This window comes from Streptomyces sp. JHA26, from assembly GCF_002005565.1.
Classification (GTDB): domain Bacteria; phylum Actinomycetota; class Actinomycetes; order Streptomycetales; family Streptomycetaceae; genus Streptomyces.
The window spans coordinates 69,772-91,618 of the sequence record NZ_BDJC01000021.1 but is presented as its reverse complement, the minus strand read 5'-3'; the positions used below and the strand labels follow the sequence as shown (position 1 = coordinate 91,618).

General features: G+C 69.3%; 15 protein-coding genes, 1 tRNA gene and 1 pseudogene. 8 read left to right on the top strand and 9 right to left on the bottom strand.

Going from position 1 to position 21,847, the window contains the following annotated elements; all coding sequences use genetic code 11:
* The first annotated feature begins 170 nt into the window (after positions 1-170).
* Together JHAT_RS15465 and JHAT_RS15460 are read left to right on the top strand one after the other, a co-directional pair.
* Positions 171-1,529 (top strand): aminotransferase class V-fold PLP-dependent enzyme, encoded by a 1,359-nt coding sequence (locus JHAT_RS15465; RefSeq protein ID WP_077798750.1) that lies wholly within the window; start codon positions 171-173, stop codon positions 1,527-1,529.
* Positions 1,526-2,953 (top strand): lysine N(6)-hydroxylase/L-ornithine N(5)-oxygenase family protein, encoded by a 1,428-nt coding sequence (locus JHAT_RS15460; protein WP_077798749.1) that lies wholly within the window; start codon positions 1,526-1,528, stop codon positions 2,951-2,953. Before JHAT_RS15465 ends, JHAT_RS15460 begins: the two co-directional genes overlap by 4 nt.
* A 22-nt stretch (positions 2,954-2,975) precedes the next feature.
* On the opposite strand, the gene JHAT_RS15455 is transcribed toward JHAT_RS15460, so the two are convergent.
* A complete protein-coding gene (locus tag JHAT_RS15455; RefSeq protein WP_077798748.1) occupies positions 2,976-4,808 on the bottom strand; it encodes a bifunctional UDP-sugar hydrolase/5'-nucleotidase in 1,833 nt (610 codons plus the stop codon).
* A 260-nt stretch (positions 4,809-5,068) separates the two neighbouring features.
* On the opposite strand from JHAT_RS15455, the gene pyk reads away from it, so the two are divergent.
* Positions 5,069-6,505 carry a pyruvate kinase gene (gene pyk, locus JHAT_RS15450; protein WP_077798747.1) on the top strand — a complete coding sequence of 479 codons (1,437 nt, stop codon included), beginning with the start codon at positions 5,069-5,071 and terminating at the stop codon, positions 6,503-6,505.
* Here pyk and JHAT_RS35290 read toward each other — a convergent pair.
* Both JHAT_RS35290 and JHAT_RS15440 read right to left on the bottom strand, forming a co-directional pair.
* Positions 6,506-7,157 (bottom strand): annotated as a pseudogene (locus tag JHAT_RS35290) (transcriptional regulator); the annotation flags it as partial. It lies immediately after the preceding gene.
* 113 nt (positions 7,158-7,270) lie between these two features.
* Positions 7,271-7,353 (bottom strand) — tRNA-Leu (locus JHAT_RS15440).
* A gap of 98 nt (positions 7,354-7,451) precedes the next feature.
* Between JHAT_RS15440 and JHAT_RS15435 the strand changes: the two genes are divergently transcribed.
* The 5 genes from JHAT_RS15435 to JHAT_RS15415 all read left to right on the top strand — a co-directional run bounded on the left by JHAT_RS15435 (position 7,452) and on the right by JHAT_RS15415 (position 14,588).
* Positions 7,452-8,108 carry an ANTAR domain-containing response regulator gene (locus tag JHAT_RS15435; RefSeq protein ID WP_077798746.1) on the top strand — a complete coding sequence of 219 codons (657 nt, stop codon included), beginning with the start codon at positions 7,452-7,454 and terminating at the stop codon, positions 8,106-8,108.
* 150 nt (positions 8,109-8,258) lie between these two features.
* Positions 8,259-8,666, top strand: a complete 408-nt coding sequence (locus JHAT_RS15430; protein ID WP_077798745.1) for a hypothetical protein — start codon at positions 8,259-8,261, stop codon at positions 8,664-8,666.
* Positions 8,663-9,319, top strand: a complete 657-nt coding sequence (locus tag JHAT_RS15425; RefSeq protein ID WP_077798744.1) for a hypothetical protein — start codon at positions 8,663-8,665, stop codon at positions 9,317-9,319. The genes JHAT_RS15430 and JHAT_RS15425 overlap by 4 nt, the downstream gene beginning before the upstream one ends.
* Before the next feature lie 2 nt (positions 9,320-9,321).
* Positions 9,322-14,034: a putative T7SS-secreted protein gene (locus JHAT_RS15420; RefSeq protein ID WP_077798743.1), complete on the top strand. Its 4,713-nt coding sequence runs from the start codon at positions 9,322-9,324 to the stop codon at positions 14,032-14,034.
* A complete protein-coding gene (locus JHAT_RS15415; protein ID WP_077798742.1) occupies positions 14,031-14,588 on the top strand; it encodes a hypothetical protein in 558 nt (185 codons plus the stop codon). Before JHAT_RS15420 ends, JHAT_RS15415 begins: the two co-directional genes overlap by 4 nt.
* 119 nt (positions 14,589-14,707) lie before the next feature.
* On the opposite strand, the gene JHAT_RS15410 is transcribed toward JHAT_RS15415, so the two are convergent.
* The 6 genes from JHAT_RS15410 to JHAT_RS15385 form a co-directional block, all read right to left on the bottom strand.
* Complete coding sequence (locus JHAT_RS15410; protein WP_077798741.1) at positions 14,708-15,424, bottom strand: ABC transporter ATP-binding protein; 717 nt, start codon at positions 15,422-15,424, stop codon at positions 14,708-14,710.
* The gene (locus JHAT_RS15405) at positions 15,421-16,293 is read right to left on the bottom strand and encodes an ABC transporter ATP-binding protein (RefSeq protein ID WP_107481934.1); all 873 of its coding nucleotides are present in this window, start codon (positions 16,291-16,293) and stop codon (positions 15,421-15,423) included. Before JHAT_RS15405 ends, JHAT_RS15410 begins: the two co-directional genes overlap by 4 nt.
* Positions 16,290-18,113: a branched-chain amino acid ABC transporter permease gene (locus JHAT_RS15400; RefSeq protein WP_077798740.1), complete on the bottom strand. Its 1,824-nt coding sequence runs from the start codon at positions 18,111-18,113 to the stop codon at positions 16,290-16,292. Before JHAT_RS15400 ends, JHAT_RS15405 begins: the two co-directional genes overlap by 4 nt.
* A gap of 5 nt (positions 18,114-18,118) precedes the next feature.
* On the bottom strand, positions 18,119-19,048 hold the full coding sequence (locus JHAT_RS15395) for a branched-chain amino acid ABC transporter permease (protein ID WP_077798739.1): 930 nt from the start codon (positions 19,046-19,048) through the stop codon (positions 18,119-18,121).
* Between the two features lie 112 nt (positions 19,049-19,160).
* Positions 19,161-20,396 carry a branched-chain amino acid ABC transporter substrate-binding protein gene (locus tag JHAT_RS15390; RefSeq protein ID WP_077798738.1) on the bottom strand — a complete coding sequence of 412 codons (1,236 nt, stop codon included), beginning with the start codon at positions 20,394-20,396 and terminating at the stop codon, positions 19,161-19,163.
* An 864-nt stretch (positions 20,397-21,260) separates the two neighbouring features.
* Entirely contained in the window at positions 21,261-21,749 is a 489-nt protein-coding gene (locus JHAT_RS15385; protein WP_077798737.1) for a PaaI family thioesterase, read from the bottom strand.
* Positions 21,750-21,847 lie beyond the last annotated feature (98 nt).

Below are 21,847 nucleotides of genomic sequence, written 5' to 3'. Positions count from 1 at the left end.
CGGCCGGCCCCGGACACCACCGGAGCCGGCCGCACCGCCGCCCGACACGCCACCATCCACCGAAGTACCCCCTTTCGGGTTCTGATCGCCGGGCTTCCCGGGCACGGGCACACATCCGCGTACACCCTGTAATTCCGTGTGATCCCGTCCCCGCGCCCGGAGGACAGCCCATGGGCATGCCGCCCCTCGCCTCGGGCCCGCACGGCCCCGACGCCCTGCGCCCCCTGTGCGACACCGTGCTCGACGCCCTGCACGCCGGCACCGCCGCACGCGGCGGACCACTGCCCGCCGGCGGCCCCGACGCCGTCACCGCCGGCATCCGGGACGCCCTCGGCGAGATCCTGCCCGACCAGGGCGACCCCGAGGCACTCCGCGTCCTCGTCACCGCACTCGCCGAAGGCGCCGCCGACCCCGCCCACCCCCTGTGCGCCGCCCACCTGCACGGCCCACCCCTCGCCGTCGCCGTCGCCGCCGACCTCGCCGCGAGCGCCCTCAACCCCTCCCTCGACTCCTGGGACCAGGCACCCGCCGCCACCGCCCTGGAAACCCTCGTCACCCGCGCCCTCGCCCGGCAGGCCGGCGCCGCCGACGCCCTCGTCACCACCGGCGGCACCGAATCCAACCAACTCGCCGTCCTCCTGGCCCGCGAGACCCACGGTCCCGGCCTCCGGATCCTCCACGGCACCAACGCCCACCACTCCCTGCCCCGCGCCGCCTGGCTCCTCGGCCTGCCCGAACCCGTCCCCCTCCCCACCCCCGCCGGCACCCTCGACCCCACCGCCCTCGACGAGGCCCTCACCACCCTCCCCGGCCCCCACCTCGTCACCGCCACCGCCGGCACCACCGACGCCGGCCTCATCGACCCCCTGCCCGAGATCGCCGCCCGCTGCGCCGCCCACGGCGCCCGCCTGCACATCGACGCCGCCTACGGCGCGGGCCTCCTCTTCAGCGACCGGCACCGCGACCGCCTCACCGGCCTCGACGCCGCCGACACCCTCACCCTCGACCTGCACAAACTCGGCTGGCAACCCATCGCCGCCGGACTCCTCGCCGTCAAGAACCCCGACGACCTCACCGCACTCCAACAGCACACCGACTACCTCAACGCCGACGACGACACCGACGCCGGACTCCCCGACCTCCTCGCCCGCTCCCCGCGCACCAGCCGCCGGCCCGACATCCTCAAGATCGCCGTCACCCTCAAGACCCTCGGCCGCACCGGCCTCGGCGCCCTCGTCGACGACGTCTGCGCCCACGCCCACGCATTCGCCGCCCTCGTCGACGACCACCCCGGCTTCACCCTGCACGCCGAGCCCACCATCAGCACGGTCCTGTTCCGGCCCGCACACGCCACCGACACCACCGTCGCCGCCGTACGCCGCGACCTGCTCACCACCGGCCGCGCCGTCCTCGGCCGCGCCCGCGCCGACGGCCGGCTCTGGCTCAAGGCGACCTTCCTCAACCCCCACACCCGGGCCGACGACCTGGCCCGCCTCCTCACCCTGGTGGAAGGACACACCCCACGATGAACACCCCCACGACGAACACCCCCACCCACCACACCCCCGACACACCCCGCGACCTCGTCGGCATCGGCATCGGCCCCTTCAACCTCTCCCTCGCCGCGCTCGCCGACCCGCTCCCCGCACTCGACGCCGTCTTCTACGACCAGCGCCCCGCCTTCCACTGGCACCCCGGCCAGCTCATCGACGGCGCCCGCATCCAGGTCCCCTTCCTCGCCGACCTCGTCACCCTGGTCGACCCCGCCAGCCCCTGGACCTTCCTCAACCACCTCCGGGCCCGCGAACGCCTCTTCCCCTTCTACTTCGCCGAACGCTTCCACATCCAGCGCGCCGAATACGACGCCTACTGCCGCTGGGTGGCCGAACACCTCCCCACCCTCCGCTTCCACCACCAGGTCGACGCCGTGCGCTGGAACCCCGAACGGAAACTCTTCGAAGTCGACCACACCCGACTCGACGCCGACGGAGAAGCCGAAGCCCTCGGCCGCACCCACACCCGCAACGTCGTCCTCGGCATCGGCACCGAACCCCACGTCCCCGCCCCGCTCCGCCCCCTCGTCGACGCCCCAGACGCCCCCGTGATCCACTCCGCCGACTACCTCGACCACCGCGACGCGCTCCTCGCCGCCGACCACATCACCGTCATCGGCACCGGCCAGTCCGGCGCGGAGATCTTCCTCGACCTGCTCCGCCACCGCCCCGCCGGCCGCGAACGCCTCCACTGGCTCGGCCGCACCGACGCCTTCGCCCCCATGGAGTACTCCAAACTCGGCCTGGAGCACTTCACCCCCGACCACACCCGCTACTTCCACGCCCTGCCCGAGCCCGTCCGCGACCGCCTCGTCGCCGCCCAATGGCAACTCCACAAAGGCATCGATGCCGACACCAGCGCCGCCATCCACGACGAGCTCTACCGCCGCACCCTCGACGGCGGCTGGCCCGACACCGTCCTCACCCCCGGCGTCCGCGTCCGCACCGCCGGCCGCCTCGCCGCCACCCGGATCGAACTCCACCTCGAACACACCCGGCAGAACACCCGGTCCCGCCTCACCACCGGTGCCGTCGTCCTCGCCACCGGCTACCGCGAACGCCCCCTCGACCACATCCTCGCCGGCCTCGACCCCTACCTGCGCCGCGACAACCGCCGACGCCCCCGCATCGACGAACGCTTCCGCCTCCTCCTCGACCCCACCGTCACCGGCAACGTCTACGTCCAGAACGCCGAGACCCACACCCACGGCGTCGGCGCCCCCGACCTCGGCCTCGCCGCCTGGCGCAGCGCCACCATCCTCAACGACCTCACCGGCCAGGAGCCCTACCCCCTGCCGACCCGGACCGCCTTCACCACCTTCGGCCTGGAACGCCAACGGCCCCAGATCCCCTCCGCACGCCACCACCGGGAACTCGTCCCCCTGGCGGAAGGAACCTGAGGCCGCGAACGCCGTCAGCGCATCAGAACACCGGCGTACCGTCCCGCGTCAACACCCAGTCCACCGAGGCGAAGTCCTTCGGGTCCAGCACACCCTTCGCCGTCACCCACTCGGCGATCCGCGTACGGATCTCCGTCGACTCCGACCACAGCTCCTTCGCCGACGCCACGTGCGGGAACGCACCCCCGCCATTGGCCCGGTAGTTGTTCACCGCCAGCACGAACTGCTGCGCGTCGTCCAACGGAACACCCCGGTACGCCAGGTTCCTGATCCGCGAACCGGCCGCCTGCGCGACGTCGATCTCGTACGTCAGCCCCGACACGTAGTCGTAGTTGTAGTCCGGACGACCGTTCGCGTTCGTCAGCTTCTCCACGTCCACCGGCACACCCGCCGCCGTCTGCACGTAGTACTCCGCCGAGAACTCCAGGTACGCCCGCAGCTGCGCCCCCGTCATCAGCTTCGCCACCAGCGTGTTGTCGTACACGTACAGGCTCGACAGGTCCCGGATCGTCACCTCGCCGGCCGGGATCTCCGACGTCCGCGAGAACGGCGACGCCTGCGCCAGCACCGGCAACGACGCGTACTGCGTACCCGCCAGCGCCTGACGGACCACGTCCTCCTGGACCTTGGTGATCAGATCGATGATCGGCGCGTCCTTGTACCGCGCCTCCACCGTCGTCAACGTCTCGGTGGCCGTCCCGACCACCTGGTTGACGTACGCCACGACCTTCGCGTGCTCGTCCGCCAGGAGCCTGCCGATCCGCGGATCGTCCTCCACCGTGCCGGAGTCGCGCAGCGACGCCCGCACCGACTCGACGTGCCACCGGCCCCGCTCGAAGACCAGATCGAAGTCGAACACGGTGAGCCGCTCGGCGAAGCACAGCGGCTCCGACAGCACCACCGTCCTGCCCGTCGCCTCGTTGACGACCTTCAGCTCCGGGATCTCCACGTGCGCGTGCCCCACGAGGATCGCGTCGATGCCCGGCACCTGCCGGGCCACGTTCGCCGCCGCGTTCTCCACGTACGGCACCTGGTCACCGTACGACGACGTACCCGACGAACCGGAGTGCGCCGACACCACCACCACGTCCGCACCCATCGAACGCAGCTTCGGCACCCACTTCGCCGCCTGCTCCTCCAACCCCGGGAACGCCAGCTTCCCCTGCACGTACGCCTTGTCCCAGATCGCGATGCCCGGGTTGGTCAGCCCCAGCACCGCCACCTTCACCGGCGGCGCGCCCTTCACCCGGAACGTCTTCATGAAGTACGGCGGGAAGGCGGGCTTCAGCGTCTTCGCGTCCACCGCGTTCGCACCCAGCAGCGGGAAGTCGCACTGCTCCTCGAACTTCCGCAGCGTCTCGATGCCGTAGTTGAACTCGTGGTTGCCGAGAGCCACCGCGTCGTACCCGATCGCGTTCATCGCCTGCGCCATCGGGTGGACCGGACCCCCCTTCGCGGTGATCGGGTCCACCTTCGCGTAGTAGTACGTCAGCGGCGTGCCCTGGATGGTGTCACCCGCGTCCAGCAGCAGGGTGTTGTGCCGGCCGCGCTCCTCACGGATCCGGTTCACCAGCGTCGAGATCCGGGCCAGACCCTGGGCGTTGCCCGCCGCGTCCGTGTACTCCGCGTCCTTGAAGTAGTCCCAGTTGAAGACGTGCCCGTGCAGGTCGGTCGTACCGAGCACTGTCAGCGCGTACCGCTTCGGCTTCTTGTGGCCCCGCTGCGTCCCGGCGACCCCGGCGGCCCCGGCGGCCCCGGCGGCCTCGGCGGACGGGACCGCCGCCGCACCGGCCAGCGCGACACCCGCCCCCGTCACGGCGGATCTGCTGAGGAACTTCCGGCGGTCCAACGACATGCTGACTCTCCTTGCGGACGACACGACACACCATCAACAACGCGCGTAGATTCTGTCCTGAACACGTCGCCTGTCAACAGTGGCCGGCGAGGCGGAGGCCGCGCACACACCCGAAGGGCGAAAGAAAGAGCGACCGCGGAATGCTCATCGGAGCACCCCGCCGCACAATTCGGCACTTGTCAACAAGCCTTCACCCAAAGGTGGTTGGACAGTCATGTGCGTCCAATTCGCTACCGATCGGTAACTCATAGGCTCGCCCCATGCGCCGAGCGAAAATCGTCTGCACCCTAGGACCCGCCACCGACTCCTACGACCAGATCAAAGGCCTCGTCGACGCCGGAATGGACGTCGCCCGTTTCAACTTCAGCCACGGCACCCACACCGAACACGAAAAGCGATACCACCACGTCCGAAAAGCCTCCGACGAGACCGGCCACAGCGTCGGCACCCTCGCCGACCTCCAAGGACCGAAGATCCGACTCGGCCACTTCACCGAAGGCCCCGTACTCCTCGAACGCGGCGACACCTTCACCATCACCGTCGAAGAAGGCACCGACGGCGACCGCCACACCTGCGGCACCACCTACGCCGGCCTCGCCACCGACGTCACCCCCGGCGAACGCATCCTCGTCGACGACGGCAAGGTCTGCCTCGAAGTCACCGACATCGACGGCCCCCGCGTCCACACCACGGTGATCGAAGGCGGCATGGTCTCCGACCACAAAGGCCTCAACCTCCCCGGCGTCTCCGTCTCCGTCCCCGCCCTCTCCAAGAAGGACGAGGACGACCTCCGCTGGGCCCTGCGCACCGGCTTCGACGCCATCGCCCTCTCCTTCGTCCGCAGTGGACGCGACATCACCGACGTCCACCGCATCATGGACGAAGAAGGCCGCCGCCTCCCCGTCATCGCCAAGATCGAAAAACCCCAGGCCGTCGAGAACATCGAGGACATCGTCGCCGCCTTCGACGGCATCATGGTCGCCCGAGGCGACCTCGGCGTCGAAATGCCCCTCGAACAGGTCCCGATCGTCCAGAAGCGCGCCATCAAACTGGCCAAGCGCAACGCCAAGCCGGTCATCGTCGCCACCCAGATGCTCGACTCGATGATCGACAACGCCCGTCCGACCCGCGCCGAGGCCTCCGACGTCGCCAACGCCGTCATCGACGGCACCGACGCCGTGATGCTCTCCGGCGAGACCAGCGTCGGCAAGCACGCGACCGACACGGTGCGCACGATGGCCCGCATCGTCGAGGCCGCGGAGGAGGACATCCTCGCCAAGGGCCTGCCCCCGCTGACCGACCGCAACAAGCCCCGCACCCAGGGCGGCGCCGTCGCCCGCGCGGCCGCGGAGATCGGCGACTTCCTCGGCGCGAAGTTCCTCGTCGCCTTCACCCAGTCGGGCGACACCGCCCGCCGCCTCTCCCGCTACCGCTCACCCATCCCGCTCCTCGCCTTCACCCCCGAACCGGCGACCCGCTCCCAGCTGAACCTGACCTGGGGCGTGGAGACGTTCCTCGGCCCGCACGTGGACTCCACGGACGCGATGGTCGACCAGGTGGACGAACTCCTGACGGAGTACGGCCGCTGCCGGAAGGGCGACGTCGTGATCATCACGGCCGGCTCCCCGCCGGGGGTGTCGGGCACGACCAACCTGGTCCGGGTCCACCGCATCGGCGAGGACGACAGCCCGAAGTAGTCAGTACTTCGGACCGACGTGGGCGTCCATCAGGGCTACGGAGGCTTTGCGGGCGACGGAGATGTGGAAAGGCGTGCCATTGCGCCTGCATTGGCTCCACTCGACGCCGAGACTGTCAAGGGTCGCGGTGTAGGGGCCGCGGATATCGGCGGGCACATGGGTGAAGAAGTACCGCGGATACTCATAGCGCTGCGCTCGCCGTTCACGATCCTCGTGGTCCAGTTGGTGATACGGCAGCCGTCGGAGTGGACTGGTCCGCGGATGAGTTCCCAGGGGTATGTACCGACGATCCGCTGCTGTCAGGGCTCGAGCGCGATCCGACGGTCGTACTTCTCGCCGGGGCCGTGCTGAGGGAAGACTTGGGTCAGTGCTGTGAGTAGCCGGTCACCGCGACGCACCCCTGCCTCTGGGCGTTGTGCACGCTCACACCAGGGCGTACCGCGACGATGGCGGCTTGGCACTGCTGAAGCAGTCCAGGCCACGCATCCGCGCAGGCGGTACGGAGGTGGCAGCCAGTGCGAGGGTGTGCGCTGATGCAGCCGTCCCCTAGGTACAGGCCGAGGAGGTGCGCGTACGCCCGGTCGTCGGCAGGCGGTCCCGGATCTTGCGGTGCCATGCGCGGTGACGGCGCCAGGCGTCCTTGCCACGAGCGTGAGCGCTTGCTTGCGTGTGCTCACGTCGTACATGCGAACACTGTGCGCGACCAACCGTGACTCTGGGCAGCGAAAAGTGGAGGACCACGCGAACGTGATCCTCCACTTGAGGTGCCGGGTGCGGGATTCGAACCCGCACGCCCTTTCAGGCAATCGCTTTTGAGGCGATCATGTCTACCCTTCCATCAACCCGGCGACATGGCTGATCGGAGTGTACCGGTTCACCGCAGTCAGCCGCAGCTAGGTAGGCTCTGAGAAGCAGTACCGCCTGCCCCGGAACAAGGAGCGCCCACGTGACCGCCCCCGAGTCGCCCCAGCCCGCTGACGTGCCCGAAGACGACGAGTCGCACGTGCCTCCGCTGACGACCCGTGTCGTCATCGCCGAGGACGAGGCGCTCATCCGGCTGGATCTCAAAGAGATGCTGGAGGAGGAGGGGTACTCCGTCGTCGGTGAGGCCGGTGACGGGGAGCAGGCCGTGGAGCTGGCCCGGGAGCACAGGCCCGACCTCGTGATCCTCGATGTGAAGATGCCCAAGCTGGACGGTATCTCCGCGGCCGAGAAGATCGCCGAGGAGAGTATCGCGCCGGTGCTGATGCTGACCGCGTTCTCGCAGCGCGACCTCGTGGAGCGGGCGCGGGACGCCGGGGCGATGGCGTATCTGGTGAAGCCGTTCAGCAAGAGTGACGTCGTTCCGGCGATCGAGATGGCCGTTTCGCGGTTCACGGAGCTGAAGGCGCTGGAGAAGGAGGTCGCGGACCTCTCGCAGCGGCTGGAGACGCGGAAGCTGGTGGACAGGGCGAAGTCGGTGCTGCAGACGCAGTACGGATTGACGGAGCCGGCCGCGTTCCGGTGGATCCAGAAGACGTCGATGGACCGGCGGATGTCGATGCAGCAGGTGGCCGAGGCGGTCATCCAGGACGCCGAGGAGAAGAAGGCGTCCAAGGGCTGACGCCCGGTACCTGACGAGGCCCGTGTTCCCTGTGCGGTGGGGGGCGCGGGCTTCGTCGTGTGGTTCGCACCGTTCCTGCACAGAACCGTCCGTCGCTGGAGTGGCGTCCTGTTCTAGGGTGCCGCCAGTCGTCGGAGTGGGGGAGGAGTTGTGGAGCAGGCAGGGACGGTGCTCGCCGGGCGTATCGCGGAGCGGCGGGCCGGGGTCGGGGATCCGCGGGCGTTGGTGGGCGAGATGCGGAGATCGGTGCTGCTGGTTCCGCTGGTCGACGGTGGTCTGTGGAGTGCGCGGTCGGGTGGGGTGCGGTGGGTGTGTGCCTTCACCGACGAGGCCGCGTTGGCGCGTTTCGCCCTGTTGCACGTGCCGGGTGGGCGGTCCGTGGACCATGCCGCTCTGCTCGGTGCCCGCATCGTCGACGAGGTCGTGCCGTCGTTGGGTGAGCCGGCGGGGCTCGCGGTGGACATCGCGACGGAGGGCGGGGCGATGTTCTTCCCACCGGTCGTCGGCATCGTGCCGGATCGGGCTGCGGTCGACACGGGTGAGGGGGTGCGGGCGTGAGCGGGGGCGGGCCGGATCTGCAGTTCGACAAGGCCGCGGTCGCGAAGTTCACCAAGGGGCTGGGTGCCACGATCGACCAGCTCGGTGAGATCGGTGACTCCACGGGCTCGGTGATGGGCAAGGGTTTCTCCGAGTTGGCGATGACCGGTATGGAGGCCGGGCACCACGGTCTGTCGACCGACTTCGAGGATTTCTGTGAGCGCTGGGAGTGGGGCGTGCGCGCCCTGGTCCACGACGCCAGTGAGATCGCCAACCGGCTGGGTCTGGCCGCGGGTACGCAGTGGGAGCACGACCAGTACGTCGAGGGTGCGCTGAAGGTCGGTGTGAACTCGGTGATGGGCGGTAATCCGCATGCGTCGGAGGAGGAGATCACCCAGCAGGGCTGGGGTGACGTGTTCACGCCGGATTATCTGGATCCGGACTGGAGTGCGCAGTCGTTCGAGCGGGCGGGGCAGGACATCTCGCAGACGTGGAAGGACACCGGTCGCACCGTTCTGACCGAGGGTGAGGGCGGGCGTCGGGTGGATCTGCTCAACCAGGCGCTCGGGATCTCGGACGATCGGTTCGACCGGGCGTTGGACGACACGTTCGGTCCGTCGCCGCAGGAGCGTGCGCAGCAGCAGGCGCGGCAGGGTGAGTCCGGGGGGAGCTGAGCGTGGGTATCGGTGGTTTCATCAGCGACATCACTCCGGACTCGGTGGAGAACGCCGTCGAGGACGGTGTCGAGTGGGTCGGCAACCGGGTCGAGGACGCCGGCAACTGGACGGCGGACCGGCTGGACGACGTCGGCTGGGAGTCCGGTGCGGACTGGGTGCGGGAGCAGTCCCGTTCGGTGGCGAACCGGATGGGTGCCGAGGTCGACGAGATGGATCTCGGGCAGACCGAGGACAAGACGAAGCTGGTGTACGGCAGTGTGTCGAAGATCCGGTCGACCGCTGAGCGGTTGCGGGGGTTCCAGTCGTCGTTCGACAGCGTGGGTGACGGGCTGAAGGGCCTGGATTCCTCGGAGTTGAAGGGCAAGGCGGCGGAGACGCTGCGGAAGGTGGTGGGTTCCCAGCCGCCGAAGTGGTTCAAGGGCGCCGACGCGTGCGAGGAGGCGGCTGCCGCGTTGGAGGCGTTCGCCACGACGGTGGAGTGGGCGCAGGGGCAGGCGCAGGCGGCGATCGACAAGTGGAAGGAGGGCGTCAAGGCGTCGGAGGAGGCGGCGGACGCTCATCGCAAGAAGGTCGACGACTACAACAAGGCCGTCGACCGTTACCACGCGCAGGCTCCGGACAAGCGGGATCCGTCCACGTTGCCGCCGTGCCCGGCGCCGACGTTCGACGATCCGGGCAAGGCGTTGATGAAGGAGGCGCAGGATCTGCTGGCGGAGGCGCGCAAGCAGCGCAACACCGCTGCGGAGGCTGCGCGCGGTGCGGTGCGTGCGGCTCGTGACAAGGCGCCGGAGAAGCCGTCGTACGCGGATCAGCTGGGTGGTGGTCTGCAGGAGGCGCGGATCATCGGTGATCATGTCGGTGGCGGCATCATCAAGGGCACCGCGGGGATCGTGAATTTCGTCCGCAGTGTCAATCCGATGGATCCGTACAACCTGACGCATCCGGCGGAGTACGCGACGTCGTTGAACAGTCTGGCGGCGGGGTTGGTGGTGGCGGCCAACGATCCGGTCGGTACGGGTAAGCAGATGGTCGGCGACTTCATGAAGGACCCGGCGGAGGGGTTCGGTCGTCTGATCCCGGATCTGGCGTTGACCGCGGCCACGGGGGGTGGCGGTGCGGCGGTGAAGGGGGTGCGGGTCGCGGAGGAGGCGGCCGATGCGGCGCGGTTGCGGCGGTTGGTGGACGATGCGCCGGAGGGCACGCACAACCGTCCGGACGGTGAGCGTGTCACGGACGGCACGGATCCGGTGGATCTCGCCTCGGGGCGGATGTTCCTGTCGCAGACGGATGTGGTGGTGGCCGGCATCCTGCCGTTGACGTTCACCCGGCGTACGGAGTCCGGTTGTACGGCGGGCCGGTTCATGGGTGTGTCGTGGACGTCGACGGTCGACGAACGGGTCGTGGTGGATCCGGTGGGTGTCGTCCACGTCACTGCCGACGGTCTGCTGATCACGTATCCGCATCCGGTGCCCGGGGTTCCGACGCGTCCCGTGTCGGGGGTGGGGCGGACGTCGTTGGCGCGTGAGGTCGACGGTGATTACACCGTCACCGATCTCGATACGGGTGTGGTGCGCCGTTTCGCCGCTCCGGTGGGTGTGGAACCGGGTGGTGACGCCACCTGTTGGCTGTCCCGTGTCACCGAGCGCAACGGCCATGCGGTGGACGTCGACCGGGCCGAGGACGGTCTGCCGCTGGCTCTGGTGCATTCGGCGGGTCACGAGGTGAGGGTGACGTGTGCCGAGGGCCGGGTCGTGGCCCTGTCCCTGGTGGGGGCGGGTGAGGGCGGCGCGGATCTGGTGCTGATGCGGTACGGCTACGAGGACGGCAATCTCACGGCCGTCACGAAGCCGTCCGGTGCCACGACCACGTTCGTCTACGACGAACGCCGCCGGGTGGTCGCCTGGGTCGACTCGAACGGGAGTCGTTACGACTACGCGTACGACGATCGTGACCGTGTCGTCGCCGAGGGCGGCGAGGCGGGTCACGTGCAGATCGCGCTGGCCTATACCGAGCCGGACCCGGAGACGGGTCACCGTACGACGACGTTGACGACGGCGGACGGTGCGGTCACCCGTCACCTCGTCGACCGTCGGTGCCGGGTGGTCGCCACCACCGATCCGCTGGGGCACACCGTTCGTTTCGGTTACGACGCTCGTGGCAATCTGCTGTCCCGTACGGATCCGCTCGGCCGGACGACCTCCTTCGCGTACGACGAGGACGGTCGGTTGGTCACCGTCACTCATCCCGACGGCAGTGAGCTGCGGGCCGAGCGGGGGCCGTTGGGGTTGCCGACGAGGCTCGTCGGGCCGGATGGCGCCGGCTGGTCGCAGGAGTTCGACGAGCGGGGCAACCGGACCGCTGTCACCGATCCCGCCGGGAACACCACGCGTCTCGTCCACGACGGGGCCGGTCGTCTGGTCTCCGTCACCGATCCGCTGGGTGCCACCACGGTCGTGCGGTGCGATGCCGCCGGGCGTCCGGTGAGGGTCACCGATCCCGCCGGGGGTGTCACCCGTATCGAGCGGGACGCGTTCGGCCGGGAGACGTGTGTCGTGGATCCGGTCGGTGGTGTCACCCGCTTCTCGTGGACTGCCGAGGGTCTGCTCGCCGCCCGGACCGGGCCCGACGGTTCCGGTGAGTCGTGGACTTACGACGGTGAGGGCAACTGTCTGACCCGGACCGATCCGGCCGGGGGTGTCACGCGGTTCGAGTACACCCACTTCGATCTGCTCGCCGCTCGTACCGGGCCCGACGGCGCCCGTTACGAGTTCGAGCACGATGCCGGGCTCCGGCTCACCCGGGTGACCTCGCCGCAGGGGCTGACCTGGGACTACGGGTACGACGCCGCGGGGCGGCTGGTGTCCGAGACGGACTTCGACGACCGTACGGTCGCCTACCGCCTGGATGCTGCGGGGCAGCTCGTGTCCCGGTCCGACCACCTCGGCGGGACCGTCGCGTACGAGTACGACGAACTCGGCAGGATGGTCCGCAAGGACGCGGGGGGCCGGGTCACCTCCTACCTCTACGACCGGGCGGGGCGGTTGGTCCAGGCGTCCGGTCCGGACGGTGAGCTGGTGCGCCGTTACGACCGGCGTGGTCTGCTCAGGACCGAGCTCGTCGACGGCAGGGCCCTGGATCTCGCCTACGACGCTGCCGGTCGCCGGGTGCGTCGGGTCACGCCGACGGGTCTGGTCACCACCTACGCCTATGACGCCGCCGGGCGTCCGGAGCGGGTGAGGGCCGGGGGGCAGGAGATCTCGTTCACCCACGACGAGGCCGGGCGGGAGCTGGAGCGCGTCTTCGGTGGTTTCCTCGCCCTGTCCTCGGCCTGGGACGAGGCCGGGCGGCTGGTCGCCCAGGACCTCACCGCCGGTGAGCGCGTCCTCAACAGCCGCACCTACGCCTACCGTGCCGACGGTCATCTCACCTCGGTCGAGGACCGGTTGGCCGGTGCCCGCAGTTTCGAACTCGACCCGCTCGGCAGGGTCACCGCCGTCCATGCGCGGGGCTGGACCGAGCGGTACGCCTATGACGCCTCGGGCAACCAGACCGAGGCGTCCTGGCCCTCCTCCCACCCCGGTCACGAGGCCACCGGTTCACGTGCCTACGTGGGCACCAGGATCGCCCGGGCCGGCGGTGTCCGCTTCGAGCACGACGCCCTCGGCCGGGTCGTCCTGCGCCGGAAGACCCGTCTGTCGCGCAGGCCCGACACGTGGCGCTACGAGTGGGACGCCGAGGACCGCCTCAGTGCGGTGACCACTCCCGACGGCACTCGGTGGCGCTACCGTTACGACCCGCTGGGCCGCCGCACCGCCAAGCAGCGGCTGGCGGCGGACGGTGAGACGGTCGTCGAGGAGGTCCGGTTCAGCTGGGACGGCATGACCCTGTGCGAACAGACCACGGTCGCCGAGACCGTGCCGAACCCGGTCGTCCTCACCTGGGACCACCGCGGTCTCGTGCCGATCGCCCAGACGGAACGCATCCTCACGCCGGACGCCCGTCAGGAAGAGGTCGACCGGCGCTTCTTCGCCATCGCCACCGACCTGATCGGCGCGCCCACCGAACTGGTCGACGAGTCCGGCGAGATCGTCTGGCGCACCCGCACCACGCTCTGGGGCACCACCGCCTGGGCGCGGTCCAGCAGCGCCTACACCCCGCTGCGCTTCCCGGGTCAGTACTACGATCCCGAGACCGGGCTGCACTACAACCTCTTCCGCCACTACGACCCGGAGACCGGGCGGTACACGGCCCCCGATCCGCTGGGGGTCGTTCCGGCGCCGAACCCGGTGACCTACGTCGACAACCCGTACAGTGCCGCGGACCCGCTCGGGCTCTCGCCGTATCCCCGGCGGCTCACCTACGAGGAGGCGTCGCAGAGGGCCAACCAGGCGCTCTCCGACAAGCTGGACGAGATGCACGAGACGATGTCCCGGAGCAAGATCAGGGAGTACGCGATGGGGTCGGCCGGTGTCGACGTGCGCACCGGCGAGGTCGCGGTGGGGCTGAAGAAGACCGGGGCCGGTGACTTCTGTGCGGAGGACCTGGTCCGGGACGAACTCGTCGGTAAGGGGGCGAGGCCGGAAGATATCATCTACAGCGTGCCTTTGAGGCCTCTGAAACGGGTGCCGGAAGCGGTGTGCGTGCGATGCGAAGGTCGCACTCTGCGCGAGCAGTTCGCACCGGGAACGACGTGGGAGAGTGACCTGCAGTGATCTTCTCGCAGACCTGGGACTGGGATTCCCTGGAGACGCTGAGTGTTCCGGCGGCCGAGCTTCCGGCGCATCTCGAGCGCCTGGTCGGGCAGGATCCCGACGAGCGGTCCCGCGCCGGTCGGCTTCTGTACTGCGAGGTCGCCAACCAGGGGCATCTGTACAGTGCCGCCGCGCCCTGTGTCGACGCGCTGACGCACCTGGCCCGGACGGGTACGCCGTTGACGCCGCAGGCCGTGAGCCTCCTCGAGTCGATCCTGAACGCCCGCAACGCGTCCGCGCGCGCCGGGCTGGAGGGCGGGTCCGTCGACGTCGCGGACTACAGCAGGGGCGAGATCCTGGCGGCACTGCCCGAGCTGCTGGGCCACGCGGACGGGTCGGATGCCGAGTATTTCCGTGAGGTCTGCTATCTGATCCCCCAGTTGGCCGATTCCTCCGACGAGGTGGTCGGTTTCCTGCGGAAGTCCGTCTCGACGCTCGAGGGGGAGCTGCGCCGAGTGGCCTCCGAGGCGCTGGAGGAGGCCGAAGAGGTGGTGGAGGAAGGGCACATGCCGTAGTGCCACCGCTCGCGGCGCCCGGTGACGACGTGGCATCGGTGCGAGAACGCGTGGCCGGCGACGCGTGAGGGCCGCCACCGGGGTGCGGTGGCGGCCCTCGTGTGCCGGGTGCCGTCGGTTCAGTCCTCGCCGAGGTAGGCCTTGCGGACCGACTCGTCGTGGAGGAGGTCCTGTCCGGTGCCGGAGAGGACGATCTTGCCGACCTCCATGACGTGGGCGTGGTCGGCGAGGGACAGGGCGGCCTGTGCGTTCTGTTCGATGAGCAGGATGGTGGTGCCCTGGGACTTCAGTTCGGCGATGGTCGCCATGATCTTCTGCATCATGATCGGCGAGAGGCCCATGGAGGGTTCGTCGAGCATGAGCAGTTTGGGCCGGGACATCAGTGCCCGTCCCATGGCGAGCATCTGCTGCTCGCCGCCGGAGAGGGTGCCCGCGGCCTGTTTGTGGCGTTCCCCGAGGATGGGGAAGAGGTCGTAGGCGCGCTGGATGTCCTTCTCGATGCCCTCCTTGTCGTTGCGGAGGTAGGCGCCGAGGCGGAGGTTGTCCTCGATGGTCATGCGGGGGAAGATGTGCCGTCCCTCGGGGGAGTGGGCGAGCCCCAGCGAGACGATCTTGTGGGCGGGGATCTTCCGCAGTGACCGGCCGTCGAACCTGATGTGGCCGGAGACCGGCTGGAGCAGTCCGGACAGTGTCCTGAGGGTGGTGGTCTTGCCGGCTCCGTTGGTGCCGATGAGGGTGACGACCTGGCCCGCGTCGACCGTGAACGAGATGCCCTTGACGGCTTCGATCTTGCCGTAGGCGACCCTGAGGTCCTCGACCTCCAGCAGTGCGGTCACTTGTCGTCCCCTTCTGTGGTGCTGTGCGCTTCGGCGGCCTCGACCTCGGCGGCCTCGTCCTGGCCGGGTGCGCCTTCGAAGGGGGTGCCGAGGTAGGCGGCGATGACGCGTTCGTCGGCCTGGACGACTTCGGCGGGTCCTTCGACGATCTTCTCGCCCTGGACGAGCACGGCGACCCGGTCGCAGAGGTTCATGATGAAGCGGATGTCGTGCTCGATGACGAGGATGGCGATGCCCTTGTCCCGGATGGCGAAGATGAGTTCTTCGGCGGCGCGGGTCTCCTGGGGGTTCATGCCCGCGGTGGGCTCGTCGAGGAGGAGCAGGCCGGGTTCGCTGGCGAGGGCCCGGGCGATCTCGAGCTTGCGCTGTTCGCCGTAGGGCAGGTTGCGGGCGAGGTGGTCGGCCTTGGCGGCGAGTCCGGTGAACTCCAGGAGTTCCATGGCGCGTTCGCGGGACGCCTCTTCGGCCCTCTTGAAGCCGGGCAGGCGCAGCAGGGCCGACCAGAGGCCTTCCTTGGTGCGGGTGTGCCGTCCGACGAGCACGTTCTCCAGGACGGTCATGTTGGCGAAGAGCCGGATGTTCTGGAAGGTGCGGGCGATGCCGGCCTGGGTGACCAGGTGCGGTTTGGGCGGCAGGACGGTGCCCTTGTACTCGACCTTGCCCTCGGTGGGGACGTACAGGCCGGTGAGGCAGTTGAAGAAGGTGGTCTTGCCGGCGCCGTTGGGTCCGATGAGGCCGACGATCTCGCCGCTGTTGACGGTGAGGTCGACGGAGCGGACGGCGGTGAGGCCGCCGAAGCGCATGGTGACGCCGCTGGCGTCGAGGACCGTGGTGGCGGTGGGTGCGGTGGTGGTGGTCATGGTGGTCACGCCCCTGCCTTCGCGACGCCGGTCGCGCCGTCGGGGAGCGGCTTGTCGTCCGGTACGTCGAGCTGTCCGGTGTCGTGGAACTCGAGCTGCTTCCTGCGGTCGGCGACCAGTCCTTCGGGGCGGAAGCGCATGAGGAGCATGAGGGCGGCACCGAAGAGGAGCAGCTGGTATTCCGCCATGAACTGGAGTTTGGCCGGGATGAGGTAGAGCAGTGCGGCGCCGATGAGCGGGCCGCTGATGGTGCCCATGCCGCCGAGGATGACGGCGGCGAGCAGGAAGGCCGAGTTGGGCGGCACGGAGCCGGCGAACTGGTACTGCTCGGGGGTGACGCTGTAGGAGACGTGGGACTGCACGGTGCCGGCGAGGCCGGCCAGGCAGGCGCCGAGGGCGAAGGCGAGGAGCTTGAGGCGGAAGCCGTTGATGCCCATGGCGGTGGCGGCGGTCTCGTCCTCGCGGATGGCGACCCAGGCGCGTCCGATGCGGGATTCCGCGGAGCGGCGGAAGACCATGACGACGACGGCCGTGAACAGCAGCATCAGCAGGTAGTAGTTGCCGGAGCGGGTGAGCTCGTGGCCGAGGACGTCGTGCGGCACTCCGAGGTTGAACCCGAGGATCTCCAGGTCGGGGATGTTCGGGATGCCGTTGGAGCCGTTGGTGACGTCGGGTCCGCTGTTGCCGTTCAGGTTGTTCATGGTGATGCGGAAGATCTCACCGAAGCCGAGCGTCACGATGGCGAGGTAGTCGCCGCGCAGGCGCAGGGTCGGGGCGCCGATCACCACGCCGAAGACCAGCGAGGCGAGGGCGCCGGTGAGGACGGCCGCCCAGAACGGGAAGTGCACGCCGATGCTCGACTGCGGGGAGCCGGAGACCAGGGCGGCGGCGTAGGCGCCGACGCCGAGGAAGGCGACGTAGCCGAGGTCGAGGAGGCCGGCGAGGCCGACCACGACGTTGAGGCCCAGGGCGACGGTGGCGAAGATCAGGATGTTCGCGCCGATGAGGGCGAACTGTTCGTTGCTCTGGGTGAAGGGGAAGCAGATCGCCGTGGCGAAGGCGGCCGCGAGGGTGACGTTGCGGTGCTTGGCGGTGAGGTCCGAGAGCTGCTTGAGGAGTCCTGCGCGGGTGACGGCGGTGAATCCGAACGCGGCGATGACGAGGAAGCCGATGAAGAGTTCGGAGTACTCGGTGCCGATGCCGTACGCGAAGACGTACAGGCCGACGCCGAAGCCGGCGGCGATGATCAGGATCTCGGCCCAGGAGGGGAGGTTCCCGGCGCGGCGGGGTTCGGGGGCGGTGAGGGCGTGGCGGATCCGGCCCCAGAGGCCCGGGGTCGGTTCGTCCTCGTCGTAGGGCTGGTCGGCCGGGAGGCCGAGGGCGCCAACGACGGCGACGAGGGCTCCGCCGCCGGAGACCCATGCGCCGGGTTCGAGGTTGACGAGACCGCCGAGTTCCTGGCTGATGGCGCCCAGGGCGTACCCGGTGGTGCCGAGGACGCCGAGGGCGCTCAGCAGGACGGGGCTGTTGGTGCCGCCGGGGGTGAGCCAGCCCAGGCCGCGGATGCCGTATCCGGAGAGGACGAACAGCAGGGTCAGGGCGGATCCGACGAGGGTGAGGACCTGCAGGCCGCCGGGGTAGCCGGTGACGGTCAGGTCGCCGGGGAACTCGTCGGTCCAGGTCCAGGCGAGGAAGGTGCCGGCGAGGGCGAGGGCCGAGCCGGCGAGGGTGGTCGCGCGGGCCGCGGCGGCGGGCAGCGGGACGATCGGAGTGGCGGTGGTCACCTTGGTGGTGTCCGTGGTCTTGTCGGTGGGAGTTTTGGTGGTCATGGGTATCACGCCCGATCCGCGACGCGTTCGCCGAGCAGGCCCTGTGGCCTGAAGAGCAGGACGAGGATGAGCAGGGCGAACGCCCACACGTCCTTCCATGCGCCGCCGCCGAAGAGGTCCATGCCGGGGACGTTGGCGATGTAGCCGGTGGCGAGGGCCTCGGCGACGCCGAGGACGATGCCGCCGAGCATGGCGCCGTAGATGTTGCCGATGCCGCCGAGCACGGCGGCGGTGAAGGCCTTGAGGCCCATCAGGAAGCCCATCCGGAAGCCGACCTGACCGTTCTTCAGGCCGTAGGCGACGGCGGCGATCGCGGCGAAGGCGGCACCGATGGCGAAGGCCATGACGATGATGCGGTCGGTGTTGACGCCCATGAGTTTGGCCGTGTCGGGGTCCTGGGCGGTGGCCTGCATGCCGCGGCCGGAGCGGGTCTTGGAGACGAAGAGGCCGAGGGCGACCATGCACAGGGGGGCGGCGATGAGGACGAACAGGTCACCGCGCTGGATGGTGGCGCCGAAGAGGTCGATGGGCTCGCCCTGGAACTGCGGGAAGGAACGGTCCTTCTTCGCCTCGGGGTACCACATCCACACGATCTGCTGGAGGACGATGGACAGGCCGATGGCGGTGATCAGGGGTGCCAGTCGCGGTGCGCCGCGCAGGGGCCGGTAGGCGAAGCGTTCCGCCGCGGTGGCGAAGGCGACCGAGACGACGACACCGCCGAGGATCATGAGGGGGACGGCGGCGCCGAGGGCGAAACCGTCGGGGAGTATGAGGAAGACGGTGAGGGCCCCGAAGCCCCCGACCATGAAGATCTCGCCGTGGGCGAAGTTGATGAGCTGGACGATGCCGTAGACCATCGTGTAGCCGATCGCGATGAGTCCGTACATCGCGCCGAGGATGAGTCCATTGGCCAGCTGTTGCGGCAGTTCGTGCACCGCAGGGCCTCCGTGGAGTGGTTCGGATACGGCGCCGCGCGGGAGCGCTGGTGGGCGCTCCCGCGCGGCCTGGATCAATGTGTGAGGGGTGTCCTGTCGTGCGTCCCCTTGCTCAGTCCAACTTGGGGGAGGCGCTGTACTCGGGCGCCCATGCGCTGCCCTTGACCTTGTACGCGGTCATCAGGGTGTTCGTGGTGTCACCGAACTCGTCGAAGGAGATGGTGCCGGTGACGCCGTCGAACTTGACCTTGCTCATGGCGTCCAGGACGTCCTTGCGGGCGTCGGAGGGGAGCTTGCCGTCGTTGCCGTCGACCGAGAGCTTGACGGCCTCGATGATGGACCAGGTGGCGTCGTAGGTGAGGCCGCCGTAGGCCTCGTACGCGTCCTCGAAGCCCTCGGCCTTGTAGTTCTCGATGAACTCCTTGGCGGAGGGGAGCTGCTCGACGGGCTTGCCGACGGAGGTGGCGAGGTCGTTCTCGGCCTTCTTGTTCAGCTTCGGGAACTCGGCAGAGTAGATGCCGTCGCCGCCCATGAGCGGGATGTTCTGGCCGCTGTCCTTGAGCTGCTGGCTCAGGGGGGCGGCGGCGGGGTACTCGCCGCCGTAGTAGAGGGCTTCGGCGCCGGTCTTCCTGATCTTGGCGACGACGGCGTTGAAGTCGCGGTCCTCGGGGTTGATGTGGTCGGTGCCGACGATCTTGCCGCCGAGCTTGGTGAAGTTCGTCTTGAAGGAGGCGGCGAGGCCGGCGCCGTAGGTCTTCTGGTCGTCGATCAGGTAGACCTTCTTCTTGCCGGCCTTGTTGTAGAGGTAGTCGGCGGCGAAGGCGCCCTGGACCTCGTCGGTGGTGGCGGTGCGGAAGAAGGTCTTGAACTGGCGGACGGAGTTGCCGGTCTTCCAGCCGTCGCCCTGGGTCAGTTCGGTACCGGTGTTGGCCGGGGACACCTGGACCAGGCCGGCGTCGTTGAACGGCTTCTGCATCTGCTGGGAGACGCTGGAGTTCAGCGGGCCGACGACGCCCAGGACGTCCTTGTCGCTGATGAACTTCTGGGCGTTCTGCTGACCGACGGAGGGCTGGGCCTGGTCGTCGAGGGCCTCGAGCTCGAACTCGACGCCCTTGACGTACTCCTTCTTGTTGGCCGTCTTCACCGCCAGCTCGGCGGAGTTGCGCATGCCGAGGCCGAGGGCCGAGAGGTCGCCGGTCAGCGGAGCGTCGATGCCGATCACGACAGTGGTCTTGTCGCCGCCGCCACTGCCGTTGCTGCTGTCGTCGTCGCGCGAGCCGCATGCGGTGAGCGTGAGCGATCCCGCCGCGAGTGCCGCGGTGAGGGCGATGAGCGAACGTTGACGCACGATCCAGTCCTTTCCCCTGACGGTCGCTTCCGGGTGGAAACGGCCGAGTCGAGCGCTGGGCCGAAATGAGAATCGGGCGGCGCGGTGACTGGCCGTGACTCTAAGCGTGTGCAGGGAACGTGGAGGAGGGTCTGGCCAAGGCTGTGACTCTCTTGTTATGACACGACGTATTGCAGAGCGGTACCGAGTGGGGGGAAGGGCGGAATTCTCGCCGTTTTGCCCTGTCCGGATGATGAGAAACCGCAGGACCCGGCATGGTGTGTTCAGGTGTATCGGGGGCTTTGGTGATGACCTGACTTTGTTGCCGAGGGCGACGGGCGGGGCCCGGGGAGGGGGGCCTGTCCCGTGTGTCGCAAGGGGGAGCCGCGCGTCGACATTGCGTGCGTATTACGTAGAGTTACATTCGGGAAAGAGGTTCGGCGCACCCGTCGCTTTCCGGTAATCCGCCTCGTGCGGGAGCGCGACGATCTTGTGGTGGATCCGGCGGCGGGACTTCTTTTGTCCGGAAAGAGGGGTGTGGGGTGGGGGCGGCGGAGAGGGTCGCGCGAGGCCGATTTATTCGTGTAATGGCCACCGGAATACGGAGTTCCGGTAAACCCGATCATGAATCCCAGGTTCCGGATTTATGATTCGGGGGCTGTGGCCTGCGGTTTCGAAGAAGTGGATCAAGGTGACCCGGCCGGACCACCGCGACGGTGCCGGTCGCCGGACCGTCCTGCGCACGGCCGCCGCGGACGGTCGGACACCCCCGCCCCGCCCGGGAGCCGCCCCGCCCCTGCCCTCGCACGCCGGGAGACCCGCCGGCCCGGAGGGGGCGGTGCGGTGCGGGGCCGTCATGCCCCTCGCACCGCACCGCCCGCGGGATCAGCCCGCGCCGCCCACGCCCTCCGCGTCCTTCGGGGTCACGTCGCGCAGCAGGCAGGTCAGCCGCGCGGTGCACACCCGCCGGTCCGCCTCGTCGGTGATGACGACCTCGTACGTCGCCGTGGACCGCCCCCGGTGCACCGGCGTGGCCACCCCGGTGACCAGTCCGGAACGCGCGCCGCGGTGGTGGGTGCAGTTGAGGTCGACGCCGACGGCGATCTTGGAGGCGCCGCCGTGCAGCATCGACCCCACCGATCCCAGCGTCTCGGCCAGCACGGCGGAGGCGCCGCCGTGCAGCAGCCCGTAGGGCTGGGTGTTGCCCTCCACCGGCATCGTCCCGACGACCCGCTCGGCCGAGGCCTCCAGGATCTGCACGCCCATGCGCGTGCCCAGGTGGCCCGCGGAGAACAGTGCCTGCAGGTCGACTCCGAGAGCTGCGTACTCGTCGATGACCTCTTGCGGGAACTTCACGTGGTGCTGCTCTCCCATGGGGCCCGGCTCCGTTCGTCGTGATCACTACGGCAGACCGCGCGGGGCGCGCCGCCGGCCGGGCGGCGCGCCGTGCCGCGCTGTCGCTGAGCGAACGC

Excerpts from the sequence above, each read along its gene's own strand:
- JHAT_RS15455 (WP_077798748.1), bottom strand. The coding sequence starts at position 4,808 with ATGTCGTTGGACCGCCGGAAGTTCCTCAGCAGATCCGCCGTGACGGGG.
- JHAT_RS15465 (WP_077798750.1), top strand. The coding sequence starts at position 171 with ATGGGCATGCCGCCCCTCGCCTCGGGCCCGCACGGCCCCGACGCCCTG.
- pyk (WP_077798747.1), top strand. The coding sequence starts at position 5,069 with ATGCGCCGAGCGAAAATCGTCTGCACCCTAGGACCCGCCACCGACTCC.
- JHAT_RS15385 (WP_077798737.1), bottom strand. The coding sequence starts at position 21,749 with ATGGGAGAGCAGCACCACGTGAAGTTCCCGCAAGAGGTCATCGACGAG.
- JHAT_RS15400 (WP_077798740.1), bottom strand. The coding sequence starts at position 18,113 with ATGACCACCAAAACTCCCACCGACAAGACCACGGACACCACCAAGGTG.
- JHAT_RS15460 (WP_077798749.1), top strand. The coding sequence starts at position 1,526 with ATGAACACCCCCACGACGAACACCCCCACCCACCACACCCCCGACACA.